This is a genomic window from Cryptosporangium sp. NPDC051539, assembly GCF_044454545.1.
GTDB lineage: Bacteria > Actinomycetota > Actinomycetes > Mycobacteriales > Cryptosporangiaceae > Cryptosporangium.
In genome coordinates this window covers 168,717-187,932 of sequence record NZ_JBITDV010000013.1, presented here as the reverse complement: position 1 = coordinate 187,932, position 19,216 = coordinate 168,717, and the positions used below count along the sequence as shown (strand labels likewise).

Sequence of the window (19,216 nt, the reverse complement as noted above, 5' to 3'; positions counted from 1 at the left end):
CCCCCCTCTCCGAAGGAGAAGCCGTGAAGGCAGCACAGTTCAGCGAGTTCGGTGGTCCCGAGGTCCTCGAGATCGTCGATCTACCCGAGCCGCACCCGGGCCCCGGTCAGGTGCGGATCGTCGTCCACGCGACCGGCGTCAACGCCACCGAGTGGAAGATCCGCAAAGGCGAACTGAGCTTCGGCGCGCCACTCCCCCAGACGACCGGCCGCGACGTCGCGGGCGTGGTCGACGAGATCGGCGACGGCGTCACCGACGTGGCCGTCGGCGACCGGGTGTTCGGCGTCTCGGACGACGGCGCGGGTGCGGCCGAGTACACGCTGATCACTCACCGCTCGATCATTCCGCCGTCACTCGGGTTCATCGACGCCGCCGGGCTCCCGATCGCGCTCGAAACCGCCACCCGCGCGATCGACCAACTCGGCGTCACGAGCGGGCGGACCCTGTTGATCAACGGCGCCGCCGGCGGAATCGGCAGCACCGCCGTGCAACTCGCCGTCGCTCGCGGCGCGCGTGTCATCGGTGTCGCGAGCGCCGCCAACCAGCACTACCTGAGCGTGCTGGGTGCAGAACCCGTCACCTATGGCGACGGCCTGGCCGAGCGCGTCCGCGCCCTGGCCCCCGGCGGCGTCGACGTCGCGCTCGACGTCGCCGGAAACGGCGTGCTGCGTGAGCTCGTCGAGTTCGCCGGTGGCCCACAGAACGTCGTGACGCTCGCCGACTTCGACGGCGCCAAGGAGCACGGCGTGCACTTCAGCAACGGGTTCGTCGACGGCCACGGGTTCCGCGCGCTCGCGACCGTCGGTGAGCTGATCGAAACCGGGCGGTTCTGGCTCCCGGTCGAGCGCACGTTCCCGCTGGCCGGGATCGCCGAGGCGCACCGGGTCAGCGAGGCCGGGCGGATCCGCGGCCGGTTGGTACTGGTAGTGAAATCGTGACGTGACGCGGGCGTCCCGTCCCCGGTCGGTGGACCCCGGGCGGGCAGCGCGACTGCCCGTGCGAGCGTCGCGTGTGCCTCCCGCGAGCGCCCTGAGCGGGCTGTTGGTGAGCGGCCGAAGTACGGGTTGTCGCGCCGGCGGGGTCCGCGTCAGCGGACGTGTCCGGTCAGCAGCGGTAAGACGATGTCGTCGACTATCTGCACGATGGCCTCTTCGGACACCGGTCTGAGAGTCATCAGCAACTCGTGGCGGAAGAGGTCGAAAGGCAGGCTGACCAGACGCGGCGTCAAGACGGTCGCGTCCACCTCTCCCCGGTCGATCGCTCGTTGGAGAATCACCTCGGCCGCTGACCGACGACCGTCCAGTACCTGGGCACGGAGTGTTTCCAGGTTCGTCCCGGTGTCTTCGAAGTAGGTGCCCAGGAGCACGACGGCGCCGGCCAGCAGGTCCATCCGCGTCTCGTTCGCGGCCCGCATGAGGGCGATGAGGTCGCCGCGCAGGCTTCCGGTATCGCGGATCTCGACCACCCGGCCGGCGCTGGCGTGTGCGATAGCGGCCTGGATGAGCTGCGCTTTGGTCGTCCATCGGCGGTAGATGACCGGGGTGCTGGTGCCTGCGCGCTGTGCCACCGATTCCAGGGTGAAGTTCGCGTAGCCCCGGTCGGTCAACTCGGCCCAGGCGGCCTCGAGCAGCGCCGTCTCGAGCGCGGCGCCTCGTCTGCGCTGCATCGGCACCCTCCCACAGAAGATGTGTCGGCACATCTTACGGCGCGCCCTCCCGTTTGGTAGCTTAAGAAGCACCAGCACATCTTATTGAGAGTGGGCAGGCCCATGAGCACGTCGAAACCAGTGACCGTCCTCATCGAGATTCACGCCAACGAAGGACAGGAAGCACAGGCTCGCGACGCCTTGCTCCATGCCATCAAGACTTCGGAGAAGCCGGGCCTGGTCAGTTCCCGCCAGTACGCGGACCTCAACGACCCGGGCGCGTTCTTCGCCGTGCAGGAGTGGGAGAGCACGGAGGCGTTCCGGGCCCACATGAAGGACGCCGCGGAAGGTGGCATGAACGACGCGATCCGCGTCCTGCGGACGAGCCCCAGGACGACGGTCCTGCAAACGATCGGCTGACGCGCCACCTCCTCGGTTCCGACCGCGCTCGCGCGCCTCTTCCGGCTGCCCGAAACAGCTGACAGAAAGGGAGAAATGAACATTCGTGGGGCCAGACTGGCCGCCTTACTCCTGCTGACCGTCACCGCGTTGACTTCCGGCGGGTGCGGGGCCGCGGACGCCGGCAAGGAAGCCACGACTCCCGCCCGGCCGAAGCAGAGCACGGCATCGAACACGGTGACCGTTCTCATCGAGATTCACGCCAAGAAGGGCCAGGAGCAGCAGGCCCGCGACGGGCTGCTGAACGCCATCCAGACCTCCGAGAAGCCCGGCTTTCTCGGGTCGCGCGAGTACGGGGACCTCAACGACCCCGGCGCCTTTTATGCCGTGCAGGAATGGAAGAGCATCGAGGCCTTCCGCCAGCACATGGCGGACGCCGCCGCCGGAGATTTCGCCGAAGCGACCTCCATGCTCAGCGAACCTCCCAAGACCGCAGTGCTGCGCACCATCAAGTGACGTCAGTCCTCGCTCCACGCCGCAGGAGGATTCCGTTCATGGATCTCGGCCACAACAAGAAGATCGCTCGTGTGGTTCTCGACGACCTCACCCGGGAGACCACGTACGAATGCTTCGCCGAGCGGTCATCGTTCGAGGGCCACATGGTCGACTACGAGACGTCACCCATCCGCGTGGAGAACGACGAGCAGCGTGAGGCCCGGCAGAACGACTTGCGGTCCGAGATGCGACGGGCCGGCAAGGCTCTTCTCCAGATCTACCCGGACGGCAACACCCGGGCGATCAAGAGCATCACGGCGGAGGGCGACCGTGTCGTCGCCGAGTACCTCGTGCACGCCGGCCGGACGATTTTCGACGCCGACGTGGAACACAACTTCCACGTGGTCAAAGTCTTCGAGTTCGACCGCGGGAAGATCGTCCGCATGCGGGAATACTGCGACTCCGCCTATCTGCAGGCCCATGCGGGCCCGATCGCCGAGTTCATGCATCACACCCGGCTGGGCACCGCCACCGAGCCGGCTCCCGCGCATTCCGGCTGGAACAGCGACTGGTGCCTGGCCGGACCGGAGATACGCATCGAATCCGACGACACGACGCCGCACGTCGATCAGCTGACGTCGAACAAGGAAACGGTGCTCGCGTTGAGCAGGAACTGGGGCACCGGCGAGATGGCCGACTCACTGCACGACGACGTGTTTTTCAACAACGAGATCGACCTCGCCGTCTCGCCCGTGCTCGGCAGAGGCATCACGGGACGCGAGCAACTGGTGGCGGCCGCCGGTCGGGCCGTGGCGCCCTTCGACGGGACGCTCACCCGCACGATCACCGCCCTGACGGCGGAGAGCAACCGGGTCGTACTGGAGGAAGAGCTCAGCGCGACCGCCACGCCGGGCACCGGCACGCCGTTCCGCACCCGCACGGCAAAGATCTGCCTGCTCAGGGACGGCAAAGTGTTCCGGATCCGCCAGCACCTGGACAGCGCCTACGTCCAAGCCCACGTGCCCGACCTGGTCCACCGCGTATTCGAGCCGGCGGAACCGGCGCCGTCCGCCTCACGAGACGGTCAAGGCCCGCCCTAGGTACGCCTCGGTGAGCCGGTCGACGTCCAGCCGCAGTTCCTCGGTGGACGCGTGCAGGACCACTTCGCCGTGAACCAGGGCGTAGGCCCGGTCGGCCGCCTGCAAGGCCAGCGCCACGTGCTGTTCGACGAGGAGCACACCCACCGCGGCCTGCGCCACGATCGTGCGGATGGCCTCGAGCAATTGCTGCACGATGATCGGCGCGAGGCCCATGCTCATCTCGTCGATCGCCAGCACACGGGGGGCCGGCAACAAGGCTCGGCCGACGGCGAGCATCTGTTGTTCTCCACCGGAGAGCGACCCGGCGCGGACGCGCAGGCGTCGCCGCAGGGTGGGCAGCAGATCGAGGATGTCGTCGATCGATCGTCCGCCTCGGCGGACCGCGAGCCGCAGGTTGTCGCGAACCGTCAGTCCGGTGACGAGTGCGCGGTCGTCCGGGACGAAGGAGAGCCCGCGGCGCGGCATCAGGTGCGGACGCTCCGCGCTCACGGGATAGCCGCAGACCGTGATCTCGCCTCGCTGCGTCGGCAGCAAGCCGGCGATGCTCAGCAGCGTCGTCGTTTTGCCCGCCCCGTTCGGGCCTAGCAACAGGACGATCTCGCCTTCGTTCACTTCCAGAGACAGGTTCCGCACCACGGTGAGGGCGCCGTATCCGGCGTGCACGCCTCGGCACGAGATCAACGACGAATCCATCATGCGTCCCCGATCGTCGGAGCGCCGAGGTAGGCCTCGACGACACGTTGGTTGCGCCGGATGTCCGGCCCGGCTCCGGAAGCGATGAGCCGGCCGGAGTCCAGGACGTGGACCGCGTCGCAGCTGTCGAGAACCAGATCCATGTCGTGGTCGACGAGCAGCAGCGTGAGCCCGGTTTCGGTCAGCCGCCGCAGGACCGAGCCGAGGGCCTTGCTCTCCGTCGAGTCCAGGCCCGCCGCCGGTTCGTCGAGCATCAAGATCCGCGGCGAGCCCGCCAGAGCCCGCGCGACGGCCACCAGCTTGCGGGTGCCGACCGATACTTCACCGACGACGCTGTCCATGACGTCGGACAGCCCGAACAGTTCGGCGATACGGAGCACATCGGGGCCGGGGCGGAGCGGGCGACAGCGCAGCACTTCGCGGAACGCGCCGACGATACGTCCGCGGAAGGAGCCCAGCAGGATGTTGTCGGCGACGGAGAGGTCGTCGAACAATTCGCCGGCCTGAAAGGTTCGGGCGAGCCCGAGGCGGACCCGCCTGAACGCCGGCTCGACGTCGATCCGGCGGCCGCCCAATGTCACCCGGCCGCGGCTGGGGCAGAACCCACACACCGCGTCGATCAGCGTGGTCTTCCCGGCTCCGTTCGGCCCGATCAAGCCGACGAGCGTCCCGGCGGTGATGTCCAGGGACACGTCGTCCACCGCGACGACGGCCCCATAACGCACGGTGAGGTCTTGGATCTCGAGCAGGCTGCTCATGACCGTGCCCCCGACGAGGACGACGGCACGCCGTCCGCCTCGCCGCCGCGCTGCACGGCTCCTCGTGAGCCCCGGAACGCTGGTGCGGGATCCGGTCCGATCTCCCCCGCGGCCGCACGGTCACCGGCGCGGATCCGGCGCAGCCGCTGCACGACGAGGGGTAGGTCCTGACGGAGCGAACCGGCGATGCCGTTCGGCATGGTGATCGCGTTGACGATCAGCGCCAGCCCAGCGACCACCGGGTACCAGGTCGACAAGGACGGCACCGCTTGTTCGAACAGGATCGTGACCATGCCTCCCGCCGTCAGCACCGCTGCGGTCACCGCGCCGGCGACCAGGGAGATGCCGGCGATGAACACCGAAGCAATGAGGCTGATGGACAGGAACGAGTCGAAAGATGCCTGCGACAGACCGCCGAAGTTCAGATAGCCGGTGAACGCACCGGCCAGGCCCGCGATGAACGCCGAGACGGAAAACGCCAAGAGCTTGATCCGGGCGACGTTCATCCCGTTCGCGGCAGCGGCCCGTTCGTTGGTCCGCACCGCCAGCATCTGCAAGCCGAGCGAGCTGCGACGCAAGCCGACCACGCCGATGCAGACCGGTACCACGACCACGATCATCATCAGAGCGAATGCTGAGCGCGGGTAGCTGTTCTCGGTTCCGATGCCCAGCTCCAGCCCGAACAACGTGGGGCGCTCCACCGTGGGCGAGCCACCGTTGCCCACGTACTTCGCGTTCGCGAAGTAGAAGTTCTGGACGGTCACTCCGGCGGCCAGAGTGAGGATCGCCAGGTTCACGCCGCGCAGACGCACTGCGGGAAGCGACACCAACGCGCCGAAGAGCGTCACCGCGACCACCGCGATCAACGGGGCCAGGGGGAAAGGAATCCCCCACCCGACGGTGAGCTTGCTGAGAAGAAACGCGCCCACGCCAGCGAACATGTACTGAGCCAGCGAAATCTGCCCGGCGAAGCCGGTGAGCACGACGACCGACAGCGTCAGCAGCAGGCTGACGAGCGTCGTGGCTAGCGCCACCTGGTAGTTGCCGCGCAGCGTCAGTGCCAGCACGACAGTCGCGGCGGTGAGCCCCGCCGTCCAGAACAGGACGTTGCGGGGCGGATGTGCCGTGGGCATCGATGGACGCAGGAGGGTGCCGCGGGTGGGCGTCTCGCCGTTTCGCAGGTACATGACGCCGATCAGCAGCACCAGCGGGACGAACGTTGCCAGGCCTTGCTGCGGCAGGAACGAGTACCGGCTCGCCAGGTACTGCGCCAGCGACTCGAGCATGCCGATGACGAGGCCGCCCGCCGTCGCCCAGCCCAGGGACGTCATGCGCCCGAGCATCGCGGCGCCCAGGCCCGCGACCACGAAGAGCGCGAAGTCGTAGGGAGCCACCGGCGCAAACGACACGATCAGGGCCCCGAACATGCCGGCCACGGCTCCGCAGATGGCCCAGTTGATGCCGGCGACCCGATTGGGCGAGATGCCGAGGACGACCGCGCCGACCTCGGTCTCGGCAACCGCGGTGGTCTGCAATCCGAACCGGGTGAATTTGTAGAGCACGGTCAGCGCGACCGCGACCGCCATCACGATGCCGGCGATCCAGACCTGTCTGCTCTGGATGATCAGGTCCCCGCTGCGCCACGCGTGGTCGGGCAGGAACGACGGCGCGGAGATCGTGTTGGCGGCATCGCCCAGCCTAATCGTGACCAGCGAGGGCACGAGTACCAGCAATCCGATGGAGGCAACCGCTTGCGTCAGCGGTAGGGCCGTGCGCAAGTGCCGGAAGACGAGCCAGTAGAGCAGCAACCCGCTGACGCTGCAGAGGGCGAACGTGACGGCGAGCGCGACAGCGGTGCCGAGGTCGCCGCCGATATCGATCAAGGTGGGCTGCCGGGCGAGCACCCCGAAAGCGGCCATCGCGACAACGGTCGTGAGAATCGTGGTGATCGACGGTTTTCCGTGCCTGAGCCAGCGGATGAGCACCGACGCCCCCACGATCACCAGGACCGCGGCCGTGATCGGCACCGAGGCCGCAAGGGGATTGAAGATCGCTTGTTGAGTGCGTAAACCCTGGTACGTCACGCCCCCCAACAGCGCCATCGAGCCGGCGCCGAAGTTCACGACGTTGGAGGAGCGGTACGAAATCGCCAGGCTGACCCCGAGCGCGGAGAAGACAGCGCCGTTGCCCAGCCCCAACAGGAGGAACGTCAGAATCGTCAGAACGCTCATCGGGCTATGCCTCCGCTAGTCGAATGGCTTCTCAGGCCTGAGGACTCACAGGCCCAGCATTCGCCGGCCGATCAGGTCCTTCATGATTTCGTTCGTCCCGCCGTAAATGCTCATCGCGCGTCCGTCTCGCCACAGCCGCGCGATCGGGTACTCCTCCATGTATCCGTAGCCGCCGTGAAGTTGCAGGCAGCCATCGAGGACCCGGCGGTTCAGGTCCGTGCACCACCACTTGGCTTCCGCGGCGTCCTCGGCGGTCAGCTCGCCGTCCTCGTACGCCTCGATCTGCCGGTCGACGAAGGCCTGCGCCAGGTCGAGCTCGGTTTTCATGGTCGCCAGCGTGAAGCGATTGTGCTGAAACGTGCCTACGGCCCGGCCGAAAGCCACCCGCGATTTGACGTAGTTCAGCGTCTCGTCGAAGGCGATCCGTGCGTGTGCGGTCGCGGCGGCGGCAATCATGAGCCGTTCGGCCGGAAGGTTCTGGACCAGATAGTGGAATCCGCAGCCTTCCTCACCGAGCAGGTTCGACGCCGGAACGTGCGCGTCGACGAAACTCAGCTCCGCGGTGTCGGCGGAATGCTGCCCGATCTTGTCCAGGTTCCGGCCACGACTGAAACCTGGAGTACCGTCCTCCACGACGATCAGGCTCAGCCGCTCGTGCGCATTGTTCTGGTCACCGGTCCTCGTCACGAGAACGTAGAGCCGCCCCAGAACACCACTGGAAATGAAAGTCTTCGCGCCGTTGATCACGTACGTGTCACCGCGGCGAACAGCTCGAGTCGAGATCGCACTGAGATCCGAACCGGTACCCGGCTCGGTCATGGCGATTCCGCAGAGAATTTCGCCGGCCGCGATACTCCCGAGCCATCGCTTCTTCTGCTCGTCATCGGCGAGCCGCAGCAGGTAGTCGACCACGAGCTGGTGCGTCACCAGGCCCTGACCCGCGCCGAGCATGCCCGATCCAGCCAGTTCCTCCTGCAGGATCGTTTCGAACCGGATGTCGGTGATGCCGCCCCCGCCGTACTCTCCGGGCACCTTCATGCCCATCAGGCCCATGTCTCCGGCCTTGGCGTACAGGTCCCAGCTCACCTGCCCGGCCCGCTCCCAGTCGGCGAAGTGGGGCGCGATCTCGTGACTGATGAAGTCGCGCACCGAGTCGCGGAACTGGATGTGCTCCGCCGTGAACCCTTTTCTACGCAACTCCGGCTCCGCGGCGTTCGGCCAGACGCGCCAGGCCCGCAAGGCCGTCGGCTACCTCGGCGATGTCCAACTCGTCGAACGGGCCCCGGGAGGTGACCTGCCAGCCCTGCACGACGACGGACTCGACTCCGATGCGGGCCAGCTCGTCGATCTGCTCCGGGCCGGCACGTCCCTTCAGGACCGTGCGGATCCGGAGCGGCGGGCGGCTCCGCTCCTCGGCGACGACCAGGCCGGCCAGCCGGTCGACGACCGCGGCGAGGTCGTCTCCTCGTAACCCGAGTCCCACCCATCCATCAGCGCTGCGGGCAGCACGTCGCAGCGCCACTTCGGTCGTGCCTCCGACGTAGAGCGGGATCCGACACGGCGGCGTGGGCAGGCCCACCGACGGGAAGTCGTAGAAGTCGCCGGCATGGTGGACGAACTCGCCGGCCCACAGCTCCGACAGCAACTCGAGGATCTCGTCGAGCCGCTCACCTCTGCGTTCGAACGGAATCGCCAGCGCGTCGAATTCTTCCCGCATCCAGCCGGCGCCGACGCCCAGTTCCAGCCGGCCGCCGGTCAGAGCCGCGACGGTCGCTGTTTGCCTCGCGAGGTCGATCGGGTGCCGCAGCGGCGCGATGAGGACGTTGGTCATCAGCTTGAGGTCGGCGAAGGTCGCGCCCAGACTCGCCAGCAGAATCAAGGGATCGGGGAACTGGGAGCCGAGAGGAATCAGCGCGGGTTTACCGGAGTACGGATAACTGGTGGAAATCTGCTCCGGAACCACCACGTGCTCGCCTATCGCCACGCCCTCGAGGCCCGTTTCCTGAGCCACACGCGCGTAGGCGACGAGTTCGGGTCCGGGCCGCAGCGCGGGAAGAGAGAGCCAAACCTTCACGGGAAAACTCCTTTCGCGGCGAGTAGCGGCGCGGAGCTGCACGTACCGCGGTCCGCGGTCCGCGGTCCGCGGTCCGCGGCAATCAGTGACGCCGACGCCTACAGGTCGACGCTCAGCCAGGGCGTACGCGCGTAACGGTCCATGGCCGCGATCGACGGCTCGAAGCCGCTTCCGACGACATCGGGCACTTTCACGTGTCCGTCCGCGATGTCGAAGCCGTAGTCGATCAGGGCGTCGAACCACGGCACGTACTCCCACCACACCGGGTGCCGCGATCCCGCCGAGAGTAGTTGCGCCGACACGTGCGGATAGATGTGCGACAGCATCTGTGACGAACTATTCGCCGCCATGTCCGCGATACGGCACCACGGGCCGATCCCACCGACGCGCTCCAGTTCGGCGATCACGAACGGCACTCCGACGTCCAACAGGTGGGCGAACTGATCAACACTGAACAGCGCTTCCCCGGTAGCGATCGGGACCGCCGATTCCCGCGCCAACTGCTCGTAGCCGGCCAGGTCCAGATGGTCGATGGGATCCTCGAGCCAGACCAGGTCGAGATCCGCGAACGCCTCGGCGGCACGCAGCGCTTCCGGGACGTCCCATCTCTGCAGGGCGTCGACCATCAAGCGGGCGTCAGCGGGAAGCGCGTCCCGGACCTGCGTGATGCGCGCGACGTCCTCCTCGACGGACGGCTTGCCCACGATCATCTTGATGGCCTTGATGCCGCGCGCATAGATCGCCCGGGCCTCGGCGACGAGTTCGTCGCCCCCGGTCGGCAGCATGAGCCCGGTTTGGTAGGCCCGCAGGTGGTCGGCCCGCTGCCCGAGGTGACGACCCAAACTCACACCTGCTCGACGGCAGGCCAGGTCTTGCAGTGCCATCTCGAGTCCGGACGCCGCGAATGCCGCCACACCCGCCCGACCGACGAAGGCGGCCGCTTGGTCGAGCCGCGCGAGCGCGTGCGGTAACCCGTCCGGGTGTGCGCCGTTCAGCTGCGGTGAGAGATAGCGGATCGCGGCCTCGAACAGCGTGAGCTGAGGCTCGCGCTGTCCCCACAGCAACGAGTAACCGACCTGCTGGTCGCCGTCGGTCAGCCGGACGACGAGGACGCTGAGGTCCGTCGGTATCCGATGACCGTTCGGCAACAGGACAGCCTTCATCCCGGTCGGAAGTGCGACGTGCCGGACGTCGACGGCCGTGACGACCGCCGACGCCGTACCCGGTTCGAAGGCGCTCATCGCACCGCGGCGCCGGGCCGGCTCTCGAACAACGAGGCCGTCCGCAACAGCTCCGCCGGCGGTTCGGGGTGCCGGTACAGCGCCGCTGCGTTCTCGAAACACAGCTTGCGAATCGTCGACGTCGGAAGAAGCTCGAGTTGGGCGCGGAAGATGTCCTGGCTGTGCGGCCAGGAACCGTCCGGATGCGGGAAATCGGCCTCGAGCATGACCCGGTCTTCGCCGATGAGGTCCAGGGCCCGGAATCCGGACGGGTCCTCGATCGAGGTGAACCAGAAGTTCCGCCGCATCAAGTCGAGCGGATCCGGGTCGGTGTCCTTCCAGTAGGTGGTCTCCTTGCGACGCCGGTAGGCGACCGTGAGTCGCTCGATCGCCATCGGGATCCACGAAATACCGGCCTCGGAGAGCACCACCTTCAGGTCCGGGAACCGGATCGTCACCTTCGAGAACACCCAGTCGACGAGTGCCTCGATCCCGTTGATCGGAAAGAGCGCGCTGCTCACCACCGTCGGTGCGTCCGGCGACGGCTGGGCGACCTTGCCCGACGAGCCGACGTGCAGGTTGATGACCGTGCCGGTCTCGGCGCAGGCAGCGAAGAACGGATCCCAGTGGCCGCTGTGGATGCTCGGGTACCCGAGCGCGTACGGGTTCTCCGAGAAACTCACGGACGGGACGCCCCGGGCCGCGTTCCGCCGGATCTCCGCGGCCGCTCGCTCGGGATCACCCAGGTACGGGAGCTGGCACGGGACGAAGCGGTCCCGGTGCCGGCCGCACCAGTCCTCCAGCATCCAGTCGTTGTAGGACTGCACGCAGGCCAGCGCGACGTCAGGATCGGGGAGCTTGTTGAGCGTCGTCCCGGCGAAACCCCAGACCACCGACGGGAAGTTCAGCGAGGCCCAGATTCCGTTCAGATCCATGTCGAGGACCCGGGCGTTGACGTCGTAGACGCCGGCCCGGTATTGGTCCAGGCGCATTCCGGAAGCGAAAACCTGCTCGATGGGCCGCCCGGCTGCACCGTCGAGTCCGAGCAGCGGGAACCGCTGCGACCCGATCTCCCACATCGGTAGGCCGTCGACCTCGATCATCCGGGGCGCGGCGTCACGGTATCGAGCAGGCACCCGATCGAACAGCGTCGCCGGCTCGAACGCGTGGTCGTCCACGGAGATGACCGGACACCACGTCTGCTGCGGCTCGGGGTCGGGTAACAGCCGGAGTGGCCCACCCAAGTCGAGACCCATTCCCTCGTGTGACTCGGCAACGTCGTCGAGTTCGATCATGTGGTCGTTCCTCCGATGCTCGTATTGCTTCGCCGGTAACGGCTCAGACCTGCGCCAGCCGCCGGCTCTCCTCCAAGAGATCCGTCAGGAGGCGATTCACCTCGCCGAGCCAGCTGTGCTCCCCGGCGTCGGGGACCACACCACGGCGGTCACCGAGGACGATGAGCTCTTGTACGCCGTCCGGACCGGCGATCACCGGCGCGGATCGAACACCCGCCGGAACGACCATCAGGTCGCCGCTGACGTAGACGTAATCCCCCACGGTGCAACTGCCGCCGACGATCAAATGGAGGACTTCCGTATCGAACGTGCGCTCCGGTGCCGACTGCCCGTTGGCCGTGGTGGTCGCCATGACGAGAACGGGGCCGCACACCGGGTCGCCCATCAGCGCCCCGGCCGCCCGAGTCTGCGGTCCGGCCTGGGGCCACCGGTGACTCTCGGCGAAGCTGCCGTTGAAGTGGTTGGCCTTCAGCGGTCCCAGATCAGTCACGAGCGTGCTCGGTCCGCTCGTGTCCTGCGGATCGTCGGAGATGAGGTCGCCCTTGATGCCGAGCCACTCGGCCAGCTTGCGGTCCTGGACCTCGTGCGACGGGCTGTCCTTGCTCACGTGCCGCACCTTCATGCCACGCCGGTCCGCGAACAGCAGAAATGTCCATCCGCCGTCCGGGCCGTGCGCGTAGTTGTCGCTGCGGTAAGGCTTCCAGCCACGCTGGAGCCGGAACTCTCCCTGCCGGTAGACCTCGGAACCCATCGGTAAGGCACCGCGGAGCGAGATGCGGAAGTTGTCGCTCGCGTGTCCGTGCGCGGGTGCATCCGGAGGCGTGATTCCCGGCGGCACCGACAGCAGCAGCACCGCCGGTCCGACCTCGTTGTCACCGAGCAGTACCGCCGTCGCTGCGTACGCCGTCCCCGAGGTCCGAGAAGCGGCCTTCAACTCCCCGGGCGGGATCCATCGCTCCGGCTCGAGGAAACTGACATGCACCCGATCCACGCCGGGCGACTCGACGAACGTCCGGAACAACTCGCACCTCCACGGCTGGGACACCCGCTGAGGCACTCACCGGGCCTGTACGGGGTTGCGATAGTCCCCTCAGTGTTGGCGACGCCACAGTGTGAAACCAGACACTCGCCCCTACTAGTACTGAATCAACCACCGCCGCAGGGGTTCGGACCAGCCGTTGCGGTGGTAGCAGTTCTGCCACCGTCGACCGTTGTGAACGCCCACCTGATCGGTGAGACTCCCCAACCAGGATCCGCGCGCAGAATGGTGGAACGGCTCGTGATGACTCAGTCCGTTGATGCCTCTCGCGCCGAGATCCGGTCGTGGCTCGAGGAGAATTTCTCTCCCCACCTCACGGTGAGCACCTGGCTCGAGCTCCTCTTCGAGGGCTGCTGGGCCGTGCCGGGCTGGCCCGCGCCGTGGGGTGGTCGCGGCTTGACGCCGGCCGAGTCGGTGGCCGTGTTCGAAGAGCTCAGGGCGGCCGGCGTCCCCGGACCGCCGGCCGGAATGGGCCGCGCGCTGGCCGGGCCGACGCTCATCGCCTTCGGCACCGAGGAACAGAAGGCGCGTTACCTCCGGCCGATCTTGACCGGCGAGGAGGCGTGGTGCCAGCTGTTCAGTGAACCGGGTGCCGGGTCCGACCTGGCCGGCCTGCGCACGCGCGCGGAACTCCGCGGTGACCACTACGTTCTCAACGGCCAGAAGCTGTGGACGTCGAACGCGACGACCGCCGACCTCGGCATGCTGCTGGCACGCACCGACTTCGAGGCGCCCAAGCACCGGGGCCTCACGTACTTCGTGATCGAGATGAAACAGCCCGGGATCGAGATCCGGCCGCTGCGGAAGATGAGCGGCGACTCCACGTTCAGCGAAGTCTTTCTCACTGATGCCGTGGTGCCGGTCGAGAACGTCGTCGGTGGCCTCAACGACGGATGGCGTACCGCGCTCGGCACGCTGATGAACGAACGGGTGGCCATCAGCGGCGGAGTACCGCTCGAGTACACGCTGACCGCGCCGGCCGGAGCGTCCGGGCGAGAGATCCGGGCCCTGACCCTCCGCGAGTTCACGGCCGCCGGCGTGAGCTATCTGCCGCCGACCACCGGCGACAGTGCCATGCTCGGTAAAGGCATGGACATGCTCGTGCGACTGGCGATCGACCGCCGCCGAGCCGACGATCCCCTCGTCCGGCAGGCGCTCGCGACCCTGCACACGGCGATCGCGGTCAGCGAGTGGACAGCGTTCCGCGTCTCCGCCCACCTCGAGGCCGGCCGGCCGCCGGGTCCGGAGGGATCACTCGGGAAGATGATGGCCTCCAACGTCGCACGACTCTGGCGCGACACCGCCGACCTGATCTGCGGACCCGACGCCGTGCTGTCCGGAGTCGATGGACCGCTGGAGGGCCTGGTCGCGGAGCAGTTCTTCAACGCGCCCGGTCCGGCCATCTACGGGGGATCGGACCAGATCCAGCGCAACATCGTCGGCGAGCGCGTTCTCGGTCTTCCCCGGGACCCGGGGATCGACTCCTCCGTTCCGTTCCGTGAGCTGCGCACCGACGCGACGCCGCGGCGGGTCCGGTGAGTCGGTTCCGGACGGAGCAGGAGGAGTTCCGCTCCGTCGTTCGCGAGTTCCTGCAGTCCAAGTCCGGCTCGGCAGACGTCCGACGGCTGATGGAGACGGACGAGGGCCTCGACCGCGCGGTCTGGGGGCAGATGGCCGGGCAACTGGAACTCCAGGGTCTGCTCGTCCCCGAGCAGTACGGCGGCAGCGGCTTGACGATCGCCGAACTCGCGATGGTCGCGGAGGAGATGGGCCGCGTCCTCTTCTGCGGCCCCTACCTGTCGCAGACCCTCGCGATCGAGGCCCTGCTGGGCTCCGGCGACGAGAGTGCCCGTGCCGAGTGGTTGCCGAGGCTCGCCGCCGGCACGACGATCGGGACCCTGGCCGTTGCCGAAGACGAGACCGGGTGGTCAACCGAGCAGCTCCGAACTCGCAGCGACGGCGCGTCCACGCCCACGCTGCGGGGACGGAAGACCTTCGTGACGGACGGCGCCGTCGCCGACCTGTTGGTCGTCGCCGCCGACAGCGACGCCGGTCCGTCCCTGTTCCTGGTCGACGGCTTCGCCTCGGGCGTCAGCCCACGGCTGCTGACGACCGTCGACCCGACCAGGAAACTGGCCGTGATCGACTTCCTCGACGCGCCCGCACGGCTTCTGGGGCGGCCGGGCGAAGCCGGTCCCGTGCTCGCGCGCGTGCTGCAGATCGGCGCGGTCGTCCTCGCCGCCGAGCAGGTGGGAGCCGCTCAACGGTGCCTCGAGGTCAGCGTCGAGCACGCCAAGAACCGAGTGCAGTACGGCCGGCCCATCGGGTCCTTCCAGGCCGTCAAGCACAAGTGCGCGGAAATGCTGCTCGCCGTGGAGTCCGCACGATCCGCTGCCGGCCATGCCGTCCTGGTCGCCCTGGGCGAACGCCAGGACCCCCTGGGCCCGGCGGCAAGCATCGCGAAGGCGCTCTGCTCCGACGCGTTGACGTCGGTGACGGCCGACACCATTCAGGTGCTCGGCGGGATCGGCTTCACCTGGGAGCACGACGCCCACCTCTACTACCGGCGCGCGAAATCGAGTGCTCACCTGTTCGGTGATCCGCACGAGCACCGCGACCAGGTCGCCCAACACTTGTTCGACACCTGCGAGAGGGCGAAATGATGCCGGAGAACTTCGACGTGCAGATCGTTGACGGTGTCGCCACGCTCACGTTCGACCGCCCGGAAAAACTGAACGCCTTCACCTTGCCGATGTTCGACGACCTGGTGGAGTTGCTCAGCCGGCTGGACGCGGACGACGACGTGCGAGCGGTGGTCGTCACCGGGCGAGGGCGAGCGTTCTGCGCCGGGAGGGACATCTCGGGGGGCAGTTCGACGTTCGACAAGACCGCGGGCCCGAACCCGGCCACGCTGGCCGGCTACCGCGAACTGGGCGGACGGGTCACGCTACGCATCTTCGACATGAACAAGCCGGTCATCGGCGCGATCAACGGGCCGGCGATCGGCTTCGGCGCCACCGTGACGCTGGCCATGGATGTGCGGCTCGCGGCCGACACCGCCCAGTTCGCCTTCGTGTTCACCCGGCGCGGGATCACCCCCGAAGGAGCCTCGTCCTGGTTTCTCCCCCGCCTGGTCGGCATGGGACACGCTCAGGATTGGATGTGCTCGGGCCGCACGGTCGAGGCGGCGGAGGCCCGGGAAGGTGGGCTCGTCCAAAGCCTGCACCCGGCCGGGGACGTGCTGGCCCGCGCGGAGGCGCTGGCACGCGAGATCGCCGACCACGCGGCGCCGATCTCGGTGGCACTCACCCGACGCCTCCTGTGGGAGATGCAGGGCGCCGCGCATCCGGCGCAGGCGAGCCGCCTGGAGTCGGCCCTCATCTTCGCCCGAGGGCGGTCGGCCGACGCCGCCGAAGGAATCGACGCTGCCCGCGAGAAGCGCGCTCCCCGGTTCCCCATGCGCCTGAGCGACTCGGTTCTCGACGGAGTGCCGGTCACGGGACCGGACCTGCTGAGGATGAGGCTTTCCCCGCCCTCGTTCCGGTGAGCCGAGTTCCGTCGGCTCGGAGCGTCCGGCCGGCCGGCCCGGATCGTGCGGGCCGGCCGGCCTGGGTGGTCGACCTGTCAGCCGAGGATCTCCGAGAAGTCGAGATACCCGTTCGGCTTCAGCGAACCGTTGTCGAATTTCACCATGAACGACTTACTGCTGCAGACCGACGGAGACGCTCGCAACTGCTTCCCGTCGCAGGTCAGCGGGACGTCCCCGTCGAAGGGGTACGAGAAGTTGCGCAAGCCGTGGAAAGCGTCGAGCACGTCCCGGGCGGCGTACGAGGAATCCGCCGGCATGGCCTCGAGAACGGCTCGGATGAGCATGAACGTCGAGAAGCTCGAGGCTGCTCCGACCGTGCCGGGATCCACATCCTTCGCGTAGGTCGCCATCGCGGTGTGATACGTCTTCACTTCGTCCGGTGACAGAGCCAGGAGGTCGTTGGGGGCCAGCCCGATCGCACCGTTTCCCGTCGAACCGGCGTCCTTCGCCACCTTCGGGTCGATGCACCCGGCGAGAAAGACCTGACCGCGATAGCCGATCGACGACGCCGCTCGGAGGCCCGACAGGCAGAACGACGCTGATCCGAAGATCGAGAGCGAGGCGGGATCCCCGGAGGTCGCCAGAGTGACCGGGCCGGTGAGGTCGGGCGTTCCGGCATCCACCAGCTGGACCTTGTACGAGACGCCCTCCTTGTCGTACAAGGGCTTCACCGCATTCGAGATCGCGGCCGAGGGCGGCGCGTTCACCAGGATCAGGGCGTTCGACTTGAGGTTGTGTTCCCTGCCGTAGAGAGCGGCCAGGGCCAGCCCCTCGCTCGCGCCGCCGGAAAGCCCGATGACGTTCTTACTCCCCATGCCGGCCTGGCTCACCGGCGCATGCTCGACGAAGGGGATGCCGGCGCTCGTGATCGGCGTCAAGAACGCGGCCTCGTTGGTCGTCAACCGCGTCCCGACGACGCTGACCTTCGCGGCGACGAACTCGTTCGCGCACCGGGTCACCGATTCCGGGGTTCCTTCGTCGTTGCAGGTGAGCACCTTCAACGGTCGGCCGTGAACGCCGCCGGTGCTGTTCAGGTACTTGGTCGCAGCCTTCGCGACGTCGTTGCTGTGCTCGAGGCCGAGCCCGCCGGGGCCCCCGAGCCACCCGACGAGGATCGGGCTCTTCGACTGGTCCAGGCCCGACCCGGCGGCAGCTGACTCCGTCGCCCCACCGGACGAACCGCAGGCACCTACCGCGAGAAGCAATACGGCCAACCCGCTCAGCATCGATCTAGCCTTGAATGAACTCATTCCACACTCCCTTGTACACGCAGGCACACGGGATCCGTTACGCCTCTGAACGGGTGGATTCCCTCGCCGCGCACTCGTCGTTGTAGGAAACCGCTTCGTCTTTGCTACTGCGCGAAAGCCGGCACCGCGTCCGTCGTGCCGAACACGTACTCCACCGCTTCGGGTGCGTACGCCTGGATGAATCCGCTGTCGAGGTGCTGCCGGACGCGAAAAACTTTGCCGTCGCGAAAGAAGAGAATTTTCAGCGCCGGAACCCGGAACGGCTTGTCCGGGCGCAGCGGCGACATCCCGCTGATGATCTCCTCGACCGCCACTCGGTTCTCCTCGGCGGTCACCGCGGTGATGCGGTGCTCGACGCCGCCGGGAAACAGCTCAGCCACGCGCTCGTGCACCGTGGCCAGCGCGTTCTTACCGTGTACGGCGCGTCCCAGCGCCGGGGTGTTCCTGAGGTCGACCTCGTTGCTGAACAGCACGTCGTCGTGCAGGTGGTCGGCGCTCTCCCGGCTGCCCCACCTCTCGACGACGACTCGCGCGATACGCCGGTTTTCGTCGAGTTCGGCGGAGCCGTCGACCGTGCCGTCCTCCGGGCCGAGCTCCATCTTGTCCGACCGCAGGAGCCAACTCGTCCCCCACGACGAGTGGTCCAGCGCGTTCTGGTCGACGCCTCCCGCCGGTGTCTCGTGCATGTAACGACTGATGTCGCTTCCGAAATCGGTGAGATACGCCGAGTCGCAGTACTCGCGCATACGGACGATCTTCGAATCGCGAAGCTCGAAAATCTTCACGCAGTGGAATTTGTGGTCCTCGTCGTCCCGGAAGATCGTGCGGCCACCGTAGGTGAAGTACTCGGCGACCACCCGATCCCCTTCCGCGGTGAGGCTACGGATGGCGCGGGTGTTGCCGTCGGGGTAGACGGCGCTGAGCGCTTTGCCACTGCGCCTCATCTCACTGACCATCGACGTCTTCCGTGCGATCTCCTGTTCGGCGCTTTCGATGCGAATAGGCGACACGTCGTAGTCGACCATGTGGCCCTCGAATCCGGAGACCTCAGCGAAGTACTGATAGGAGGTTTCGCGGAACAGGTCGTCGAGGACGACGCGAACGATACGTTTGTTCAGTTCTTGGCTCATCGCTCAGAGACCTCCTGGCCCGCTGACGGGAAAGGGATTCTCCGGTCCGACGAGCGAGATGACCCGCTCCGGGCAGGCTGCGGCAGCACGCAGCACGGCGTCCCGCTGCGCGGTGGGCAGTTCGAGAGCGCCGTCGACGCTGACGAATCCGTCGGCGTCGAGAGGGAATTCCTCCGGCGCTTCCATGGCGCAGAGTCCGTTGGCCGCGCACTTGTCCTGCTCGACGAGAACTTTCATGGGAGTCCTGTTTCTCTGGTCGCTGCCGGCTCCCTACCGGGGCCGGACACGTCGCCGTGGT

Annotated in this window: 19 protein-coding genes; 7 read left to right on the top strand and 12 right to left on the bottom strand. The window is 67.5% G+C overall.

Going from position 1 to position 19,216, the window contains the following annotated elements:
- The first annotated feature begins 23 nt into the window (after positions 1 to 23).
- Positions 24 to 938 carry an NADP-dependent oxidoreductase gene (locus ACIBZJ_RS34660; RefSeq protein WP_395937301.1) on the top strand — a complete coding sequence of 305 codons (915 nt, stop codon included), beginning with the start codon at positions 24 to 26 and terminating at the stop codon, positions 936 to 938.
- Positions 939 to 1,087: 149 nt separating this feature from the next.
- Here ACIBZJ_RS34660 and ACIBZJ_RS34655 read toward each other — a convergent pair whose 3' ends face one another.
- A complete protein-coding gene (locus ACIBZJ_RS34655) occupies positions 1,088 to 1,666 on the bottom strand; it encodes a TetR/AcrR family transcriptional regulator (RefSeq protein WP_395937299.1) in 579 nt (192 codons plus the stop codon).
- Between the two features lie 102 nt (positions 1,667 to 1,768).
- On the opposite strand from ACIBZJ_RS34655, the gene ACIBZJ_RS34650 reads away from it, so the two are divergent.
- The 3 genes from ACIBZJ_RS34650 (at position 1,769) to ACIBZJ_RS34640 (ending at position 3,639) form a co-directional block, all read left to right on the top strand.
- On the top strand, positions 1,769 to 2,065 hold the full coding sequence (locus ACIBZJ_RS34650; protein WP_395937298.1) for a putative quinol monooxygenase: 297 nt from the start codon (positions 1,769 to 1,771) through the stop codon (positions 2,063 to 2,065).
- Positions 2,066 to 2,140: 75 nt separating this feature from the next.
- Entirely contained in the window at positions 2,141 to 2,560 is a 420-nt protein-coding gene (locus ACIBZJ_RS34645; protein WP_395937296.1) for a putative quinol monooxygenase, read from the top strand.
- A gap of 38 nt (positions 2,561 to 2,598) precedes the next feature.
- Positions 2,599 to 3,639, top strand: a complete 1,041-nt coding sequence (locus ACIBZJ_RS34640; RefSeq protein WP_395937295.1) for a nuclear transport factor 2 family protein — start codon at positions 2,599 to 2,601, stop codon at positions 3,637 to 3,639.
- Here the strand turns inward: ACIBZJ_RS34640 and ACIBZJ_RS34635 are convergent.
- From ACIBZJ_RS34635 to ACIBZJ_RS34600, 8 genes are all read right to left on the bottom strand, one after another.
- Positions 3,613 to 4,320, bottom strand: coding sequence for an ABC transporter ATP-binding protein (locus ACIBZJ_RS34635; RefSeq protein WP_395937293.1), 708 nt, complete (start codon positions 4,318 to 4,320; stop codon positions 3,613 to 3,615). The genes ACIBZJ_RS34640 and ACIBZJ_RS34635 overlap by 27 nt on opposite strands.
- Before the next feature lie 11 nt (positions 4,321 to 4,331).
- Positions 4,332 to 5,090: an ABC transporter ATP-binding protein gene (locus tag ACIBZJ_RS34630; protein WP_395937291.1), complete on the bottom strand. Its 759-nt coding sequence runs from the start codon at positions 5,088 to 5,090 to the stop codon at positions 4,332 to 4,334.
- Positions 5,087 to 7,321 (bottom strand): ABC transporter permease, encoded by a 2,235-nt coding sequence (locus ACIBZJ_RS34625; RefSeq protein WP_395937289.1) that lies wholly within the window; start codon positions 7,319 to 7,321, stop codon positions 5,087 to 5,089. The genes ACIBZJ_RS34630 and ACIBZJ_RS34625 overlap by 4 nt, the downstream gene beginning before the upstream one ends.
- Positions 7,322 to 7,366: 45 nt before the next feature.
- Positions 7,367 to 8,518: an acyl-CoA dehydrogenase family protein gene (locus ACIBZJ_RS34620; protein WP_395937521.1), complete on the bottom strand. Its 1,152-nt coding sequence runs from the start codon at positions 8,516 to 8,518 to the stop codon at positions 7,367 to 7,369.
- On the bottom strand, positions 8,511 to 9,395 hold the full coding sequence (locus ACIBZJ_RS34615; protein ID WP_395937287.1) for a TIGR03619 family F420-dependent LLM class oxidoreductase: 885 nt from the start codon (positions 9,393 to 9,395) through the stop codon (positions 8,511 to 8,513). The genes ACIBZJ_RS34620 and ACIBZJ_RS34615 overlap by 8 nt, the downstream gene beginning before the upstream one ends.
- 98 nt (positions 9,396 to 9,493) lie before the next feature.
- The gene (locus tag ACIBZJ_RS34610) at positions 9,494 to 10,636 is read right to left on the bottom strand and encodes a mandelate racemase/muconate lactonizing enzyme family protein (RefSeq protein WP_395937285.1); all 1,143 of its coding nucleotides are present in this window, start codon (positions 10,634 to 10,636) and stop codon (positions 9,494 to 9,496) included.
- Positions 10,633 to 11,910 (bottom strand): amidohydrolase family protein, encoded by a 1,278-nt coding sequence (locus tag ACIBZJ_RS34605; RefSeq protein ID WP_395937283.1) that lies wholly within the window; start codon positions 11,908 to 11,910, stop codon positions 10,633 to 10,635. Before ACIBZJ_RS34605 ends, ACIBZJ_RS34610 begins: the two co-directional genes overlap by 4 nt.
- Positions 11,911 to 11,953: 43 nt before the next feature.
- On the bottom strand, positions 11,954 to 12,901 hold the full coding sequence (locus ACIBZJ_RS34600) for a hypothetical protein (RefSeq protein ID WP_395937281.1): 948 nt from the start codon (positions 12,899 to 12,901) through the stop codon (positions 11,954 to 11,956).
- A 291-nt stretch (positions 12,902 to 13,192) separates the two neighbouring features.
- Between ACIBZJ_RS34600 and ACIBZJ_RS34595 the strand changes: the two genes are divergently transcribed.
- The 3 genes from ACIBZJ_RS34595 to ACIBZJ_RS34585 are packed head-to-tail and all read left to right on the top strand — an operon-like array spanning position 13,193 to position 16,496.
- Positions 13,193 to 14,488, top strand: coding sequence for an acyl-CoA dehydrogenase family protein (locus tag ACIBZJ_RS34595; RefSeq protein ID WP_395937519.1), 1,296 nt, complete (start codon positions 13,193 to 13,195; stop codon positions 14,486 to 14,488).
- Complete coding sequence (locus ACIBZJ_RS34590) at positions 14,485 to 15,612, top strand: acyl-CoA dehydrogenase family protein (protein ID WP_395937279.1); 1,128 nt, start codon at positions 14,485 to 14,487, stop codon at positions 15,610 to 15,612. Before ACIBZJ_RS34595 ends, ACIBZJ_RS34590 begins: the two co-directional genes overlap by 4 nt.
- Entirely contained in the window at positions 15,609 to 16,496 is an 888-nt protein-coding gene (locus tag ACIBZJ_RS34585; protein ID WP_395937277.1) for an enoyl-CoA hydratase-related protein, read from the top strand. Before ACIBZJ_RS34590 ends, ACIBZJ_RS34585 begins: the two co-directional genes overlap by 4 nt.
- Positions 16,497 to 16,573: 77 nt before the next feature.
- On the opposite strand, the gene ACIBZJ_RS34580 is transcribed toward ACIBZJ_RS34585, so the two are convergent.
- The 3 genes from ACIBZJ_RS34580 to ACIBZJ_RS34570 all read right to left on the bottom strand — a co-directional run bounded on the left by ACIBZJ_RS34580 (position 16,574) and on the right by ACIBZJ_RS34570 (position 19,155).
- Entirely contained in the window at positions 16,574 to 17,764 is a 1,191-nt protein-coding gene (locus ACIBZJ_RS34580) for an ABC transporter substrate-binding protein (RefSeq protein ID WP_395937275.1), read from the bottom strand.
- Between the two features lie 128 nt (positions 17,765 to 17,892).
- Positions 17,893 to 18,918, bottom strand: coding sequence for a nuclear transport factor 2 family protein (locus tag ACIBZJ_RS34575; RefSeq protein WP_395937273.1), 1,026 nt, complete (start codon positions 18,916 to 18,918; stop codon positions 17,893 to 17,895).
- A 3-nt stretch (positions 18,919 to 18,921) separates the two neighbouring features.
- Positions 18,922 to 19,155, bottom strand: coding sequence for a ferredoxin (locus tag ACIBZJ_RS34570; protein ID WP_395937271.1), 234 nt, complete (start codon positions 19,153 to 19,155; stop codon positions 18,922 to 18,924).
- Positions 19,156 to 19,216 lie beyond the last annotated feature (61 nt).

Excerpts from the sequence above, each read along its gene's own strand:
- ACIBZJ_RS34655 (WP_395937299.1), bottom strand. The coding sequence starts at position 1,666 with ATGCAGCGCAGACGAGGCGCCGCGCTCGAGACGGCGCTGCTCGAGGCC.
- ACIBZJ_RS34650 (WP_395937298.1), top strand. The coding sequence starts at position 1,769 with ATGAGCACGTCGAAACCAGTGACCGTCCTCATCGAGATTCACGCCAAC.
- ACIBZJ_RS34645 (WP_395937296.1), top strand. The coding sequence starts at position 2,141 with ATGAACATTCGTGGGGCCAGACTGGCCGCCTTACTCCTGCTGACCGTC.
- ACIBZJ_RS34640 (WP_395937295.1), top strand. The coding sequence starts at position 2,599 with ATGGATCTCGGCCACAACAAGAAGATCGCTCGTGTGGTTCTCGACGAC.
- ACIBZJ_RS34630 (WP_395937291.1), bottom strand. The coding sequence starts at position 5,090 with ATGAGCAGCCTGCTCGAGATCCAAGACCTCACCGTGCGTTATGGGGCC.
- ACIBZJ_RS34625 (WP_395937289.1), bottom strand. The coding sequence starts at position 7,321 with ATGAGCGTTCTGACGATTCTGACGTTCCTCCTGTTGGGGCTGGGCAAC.
- ACIBZJ_RS34610 (WP_395937285.1), bottom strand. The coding sequence starts at position 10,636 with ATGAGCGCCTTCGAACCGGGTACGGCGTCGGCGGTCGTCACGGCCGTC.
- ACIBZJ_RS34605 (WP_395937283.1), bottom strand. The coding sequence starts at position 11,910 with ATGATCGAACTCGACGACGTTGCCGAGTCACACGAGGGAATGGGTCTC.
- ACIBZJ_RS34595 (WP_395937519.1), top strand. The coding sequence starts at position 13,193 with ATGACTCAGTCCGTTGATGCCTCTCGCGCCGAGATCCGGTCGTGGCTC.
- ACIBZJ_RS34585 (WP_395937277.1), top strand. The coding sequence starts at position 15,609 with ATGATGCCGGAGAACTTCGACGTGCAGATCGTTGACGGTGTCGCCACG.
- ACIBZJ_RS34580 (WP_395937275.1), bottom strand. The coding sequence starts at position 17,764 with ATGCTGAGCGGGTTGGCCGTATTGCTTCTCGCGGTAGGTGCCTGCGGT.
- ACIBZJ_RS34575 (WP_395937273.1), bottom strand. The coding sequence starts at position 18,918 with ATGAGCCAAGAACTGAACAAACGTATCGTTCGCGTCGTCCTCGACGAC.
- ACIBZJ_RS34570 (WP_395937271.1), bottom strand. The coding sequence starts at position 19,155 with ATGAAAGTTCTCGTCGAGCAGGACAAGTGCGCGGCCAACGGACTCTGC.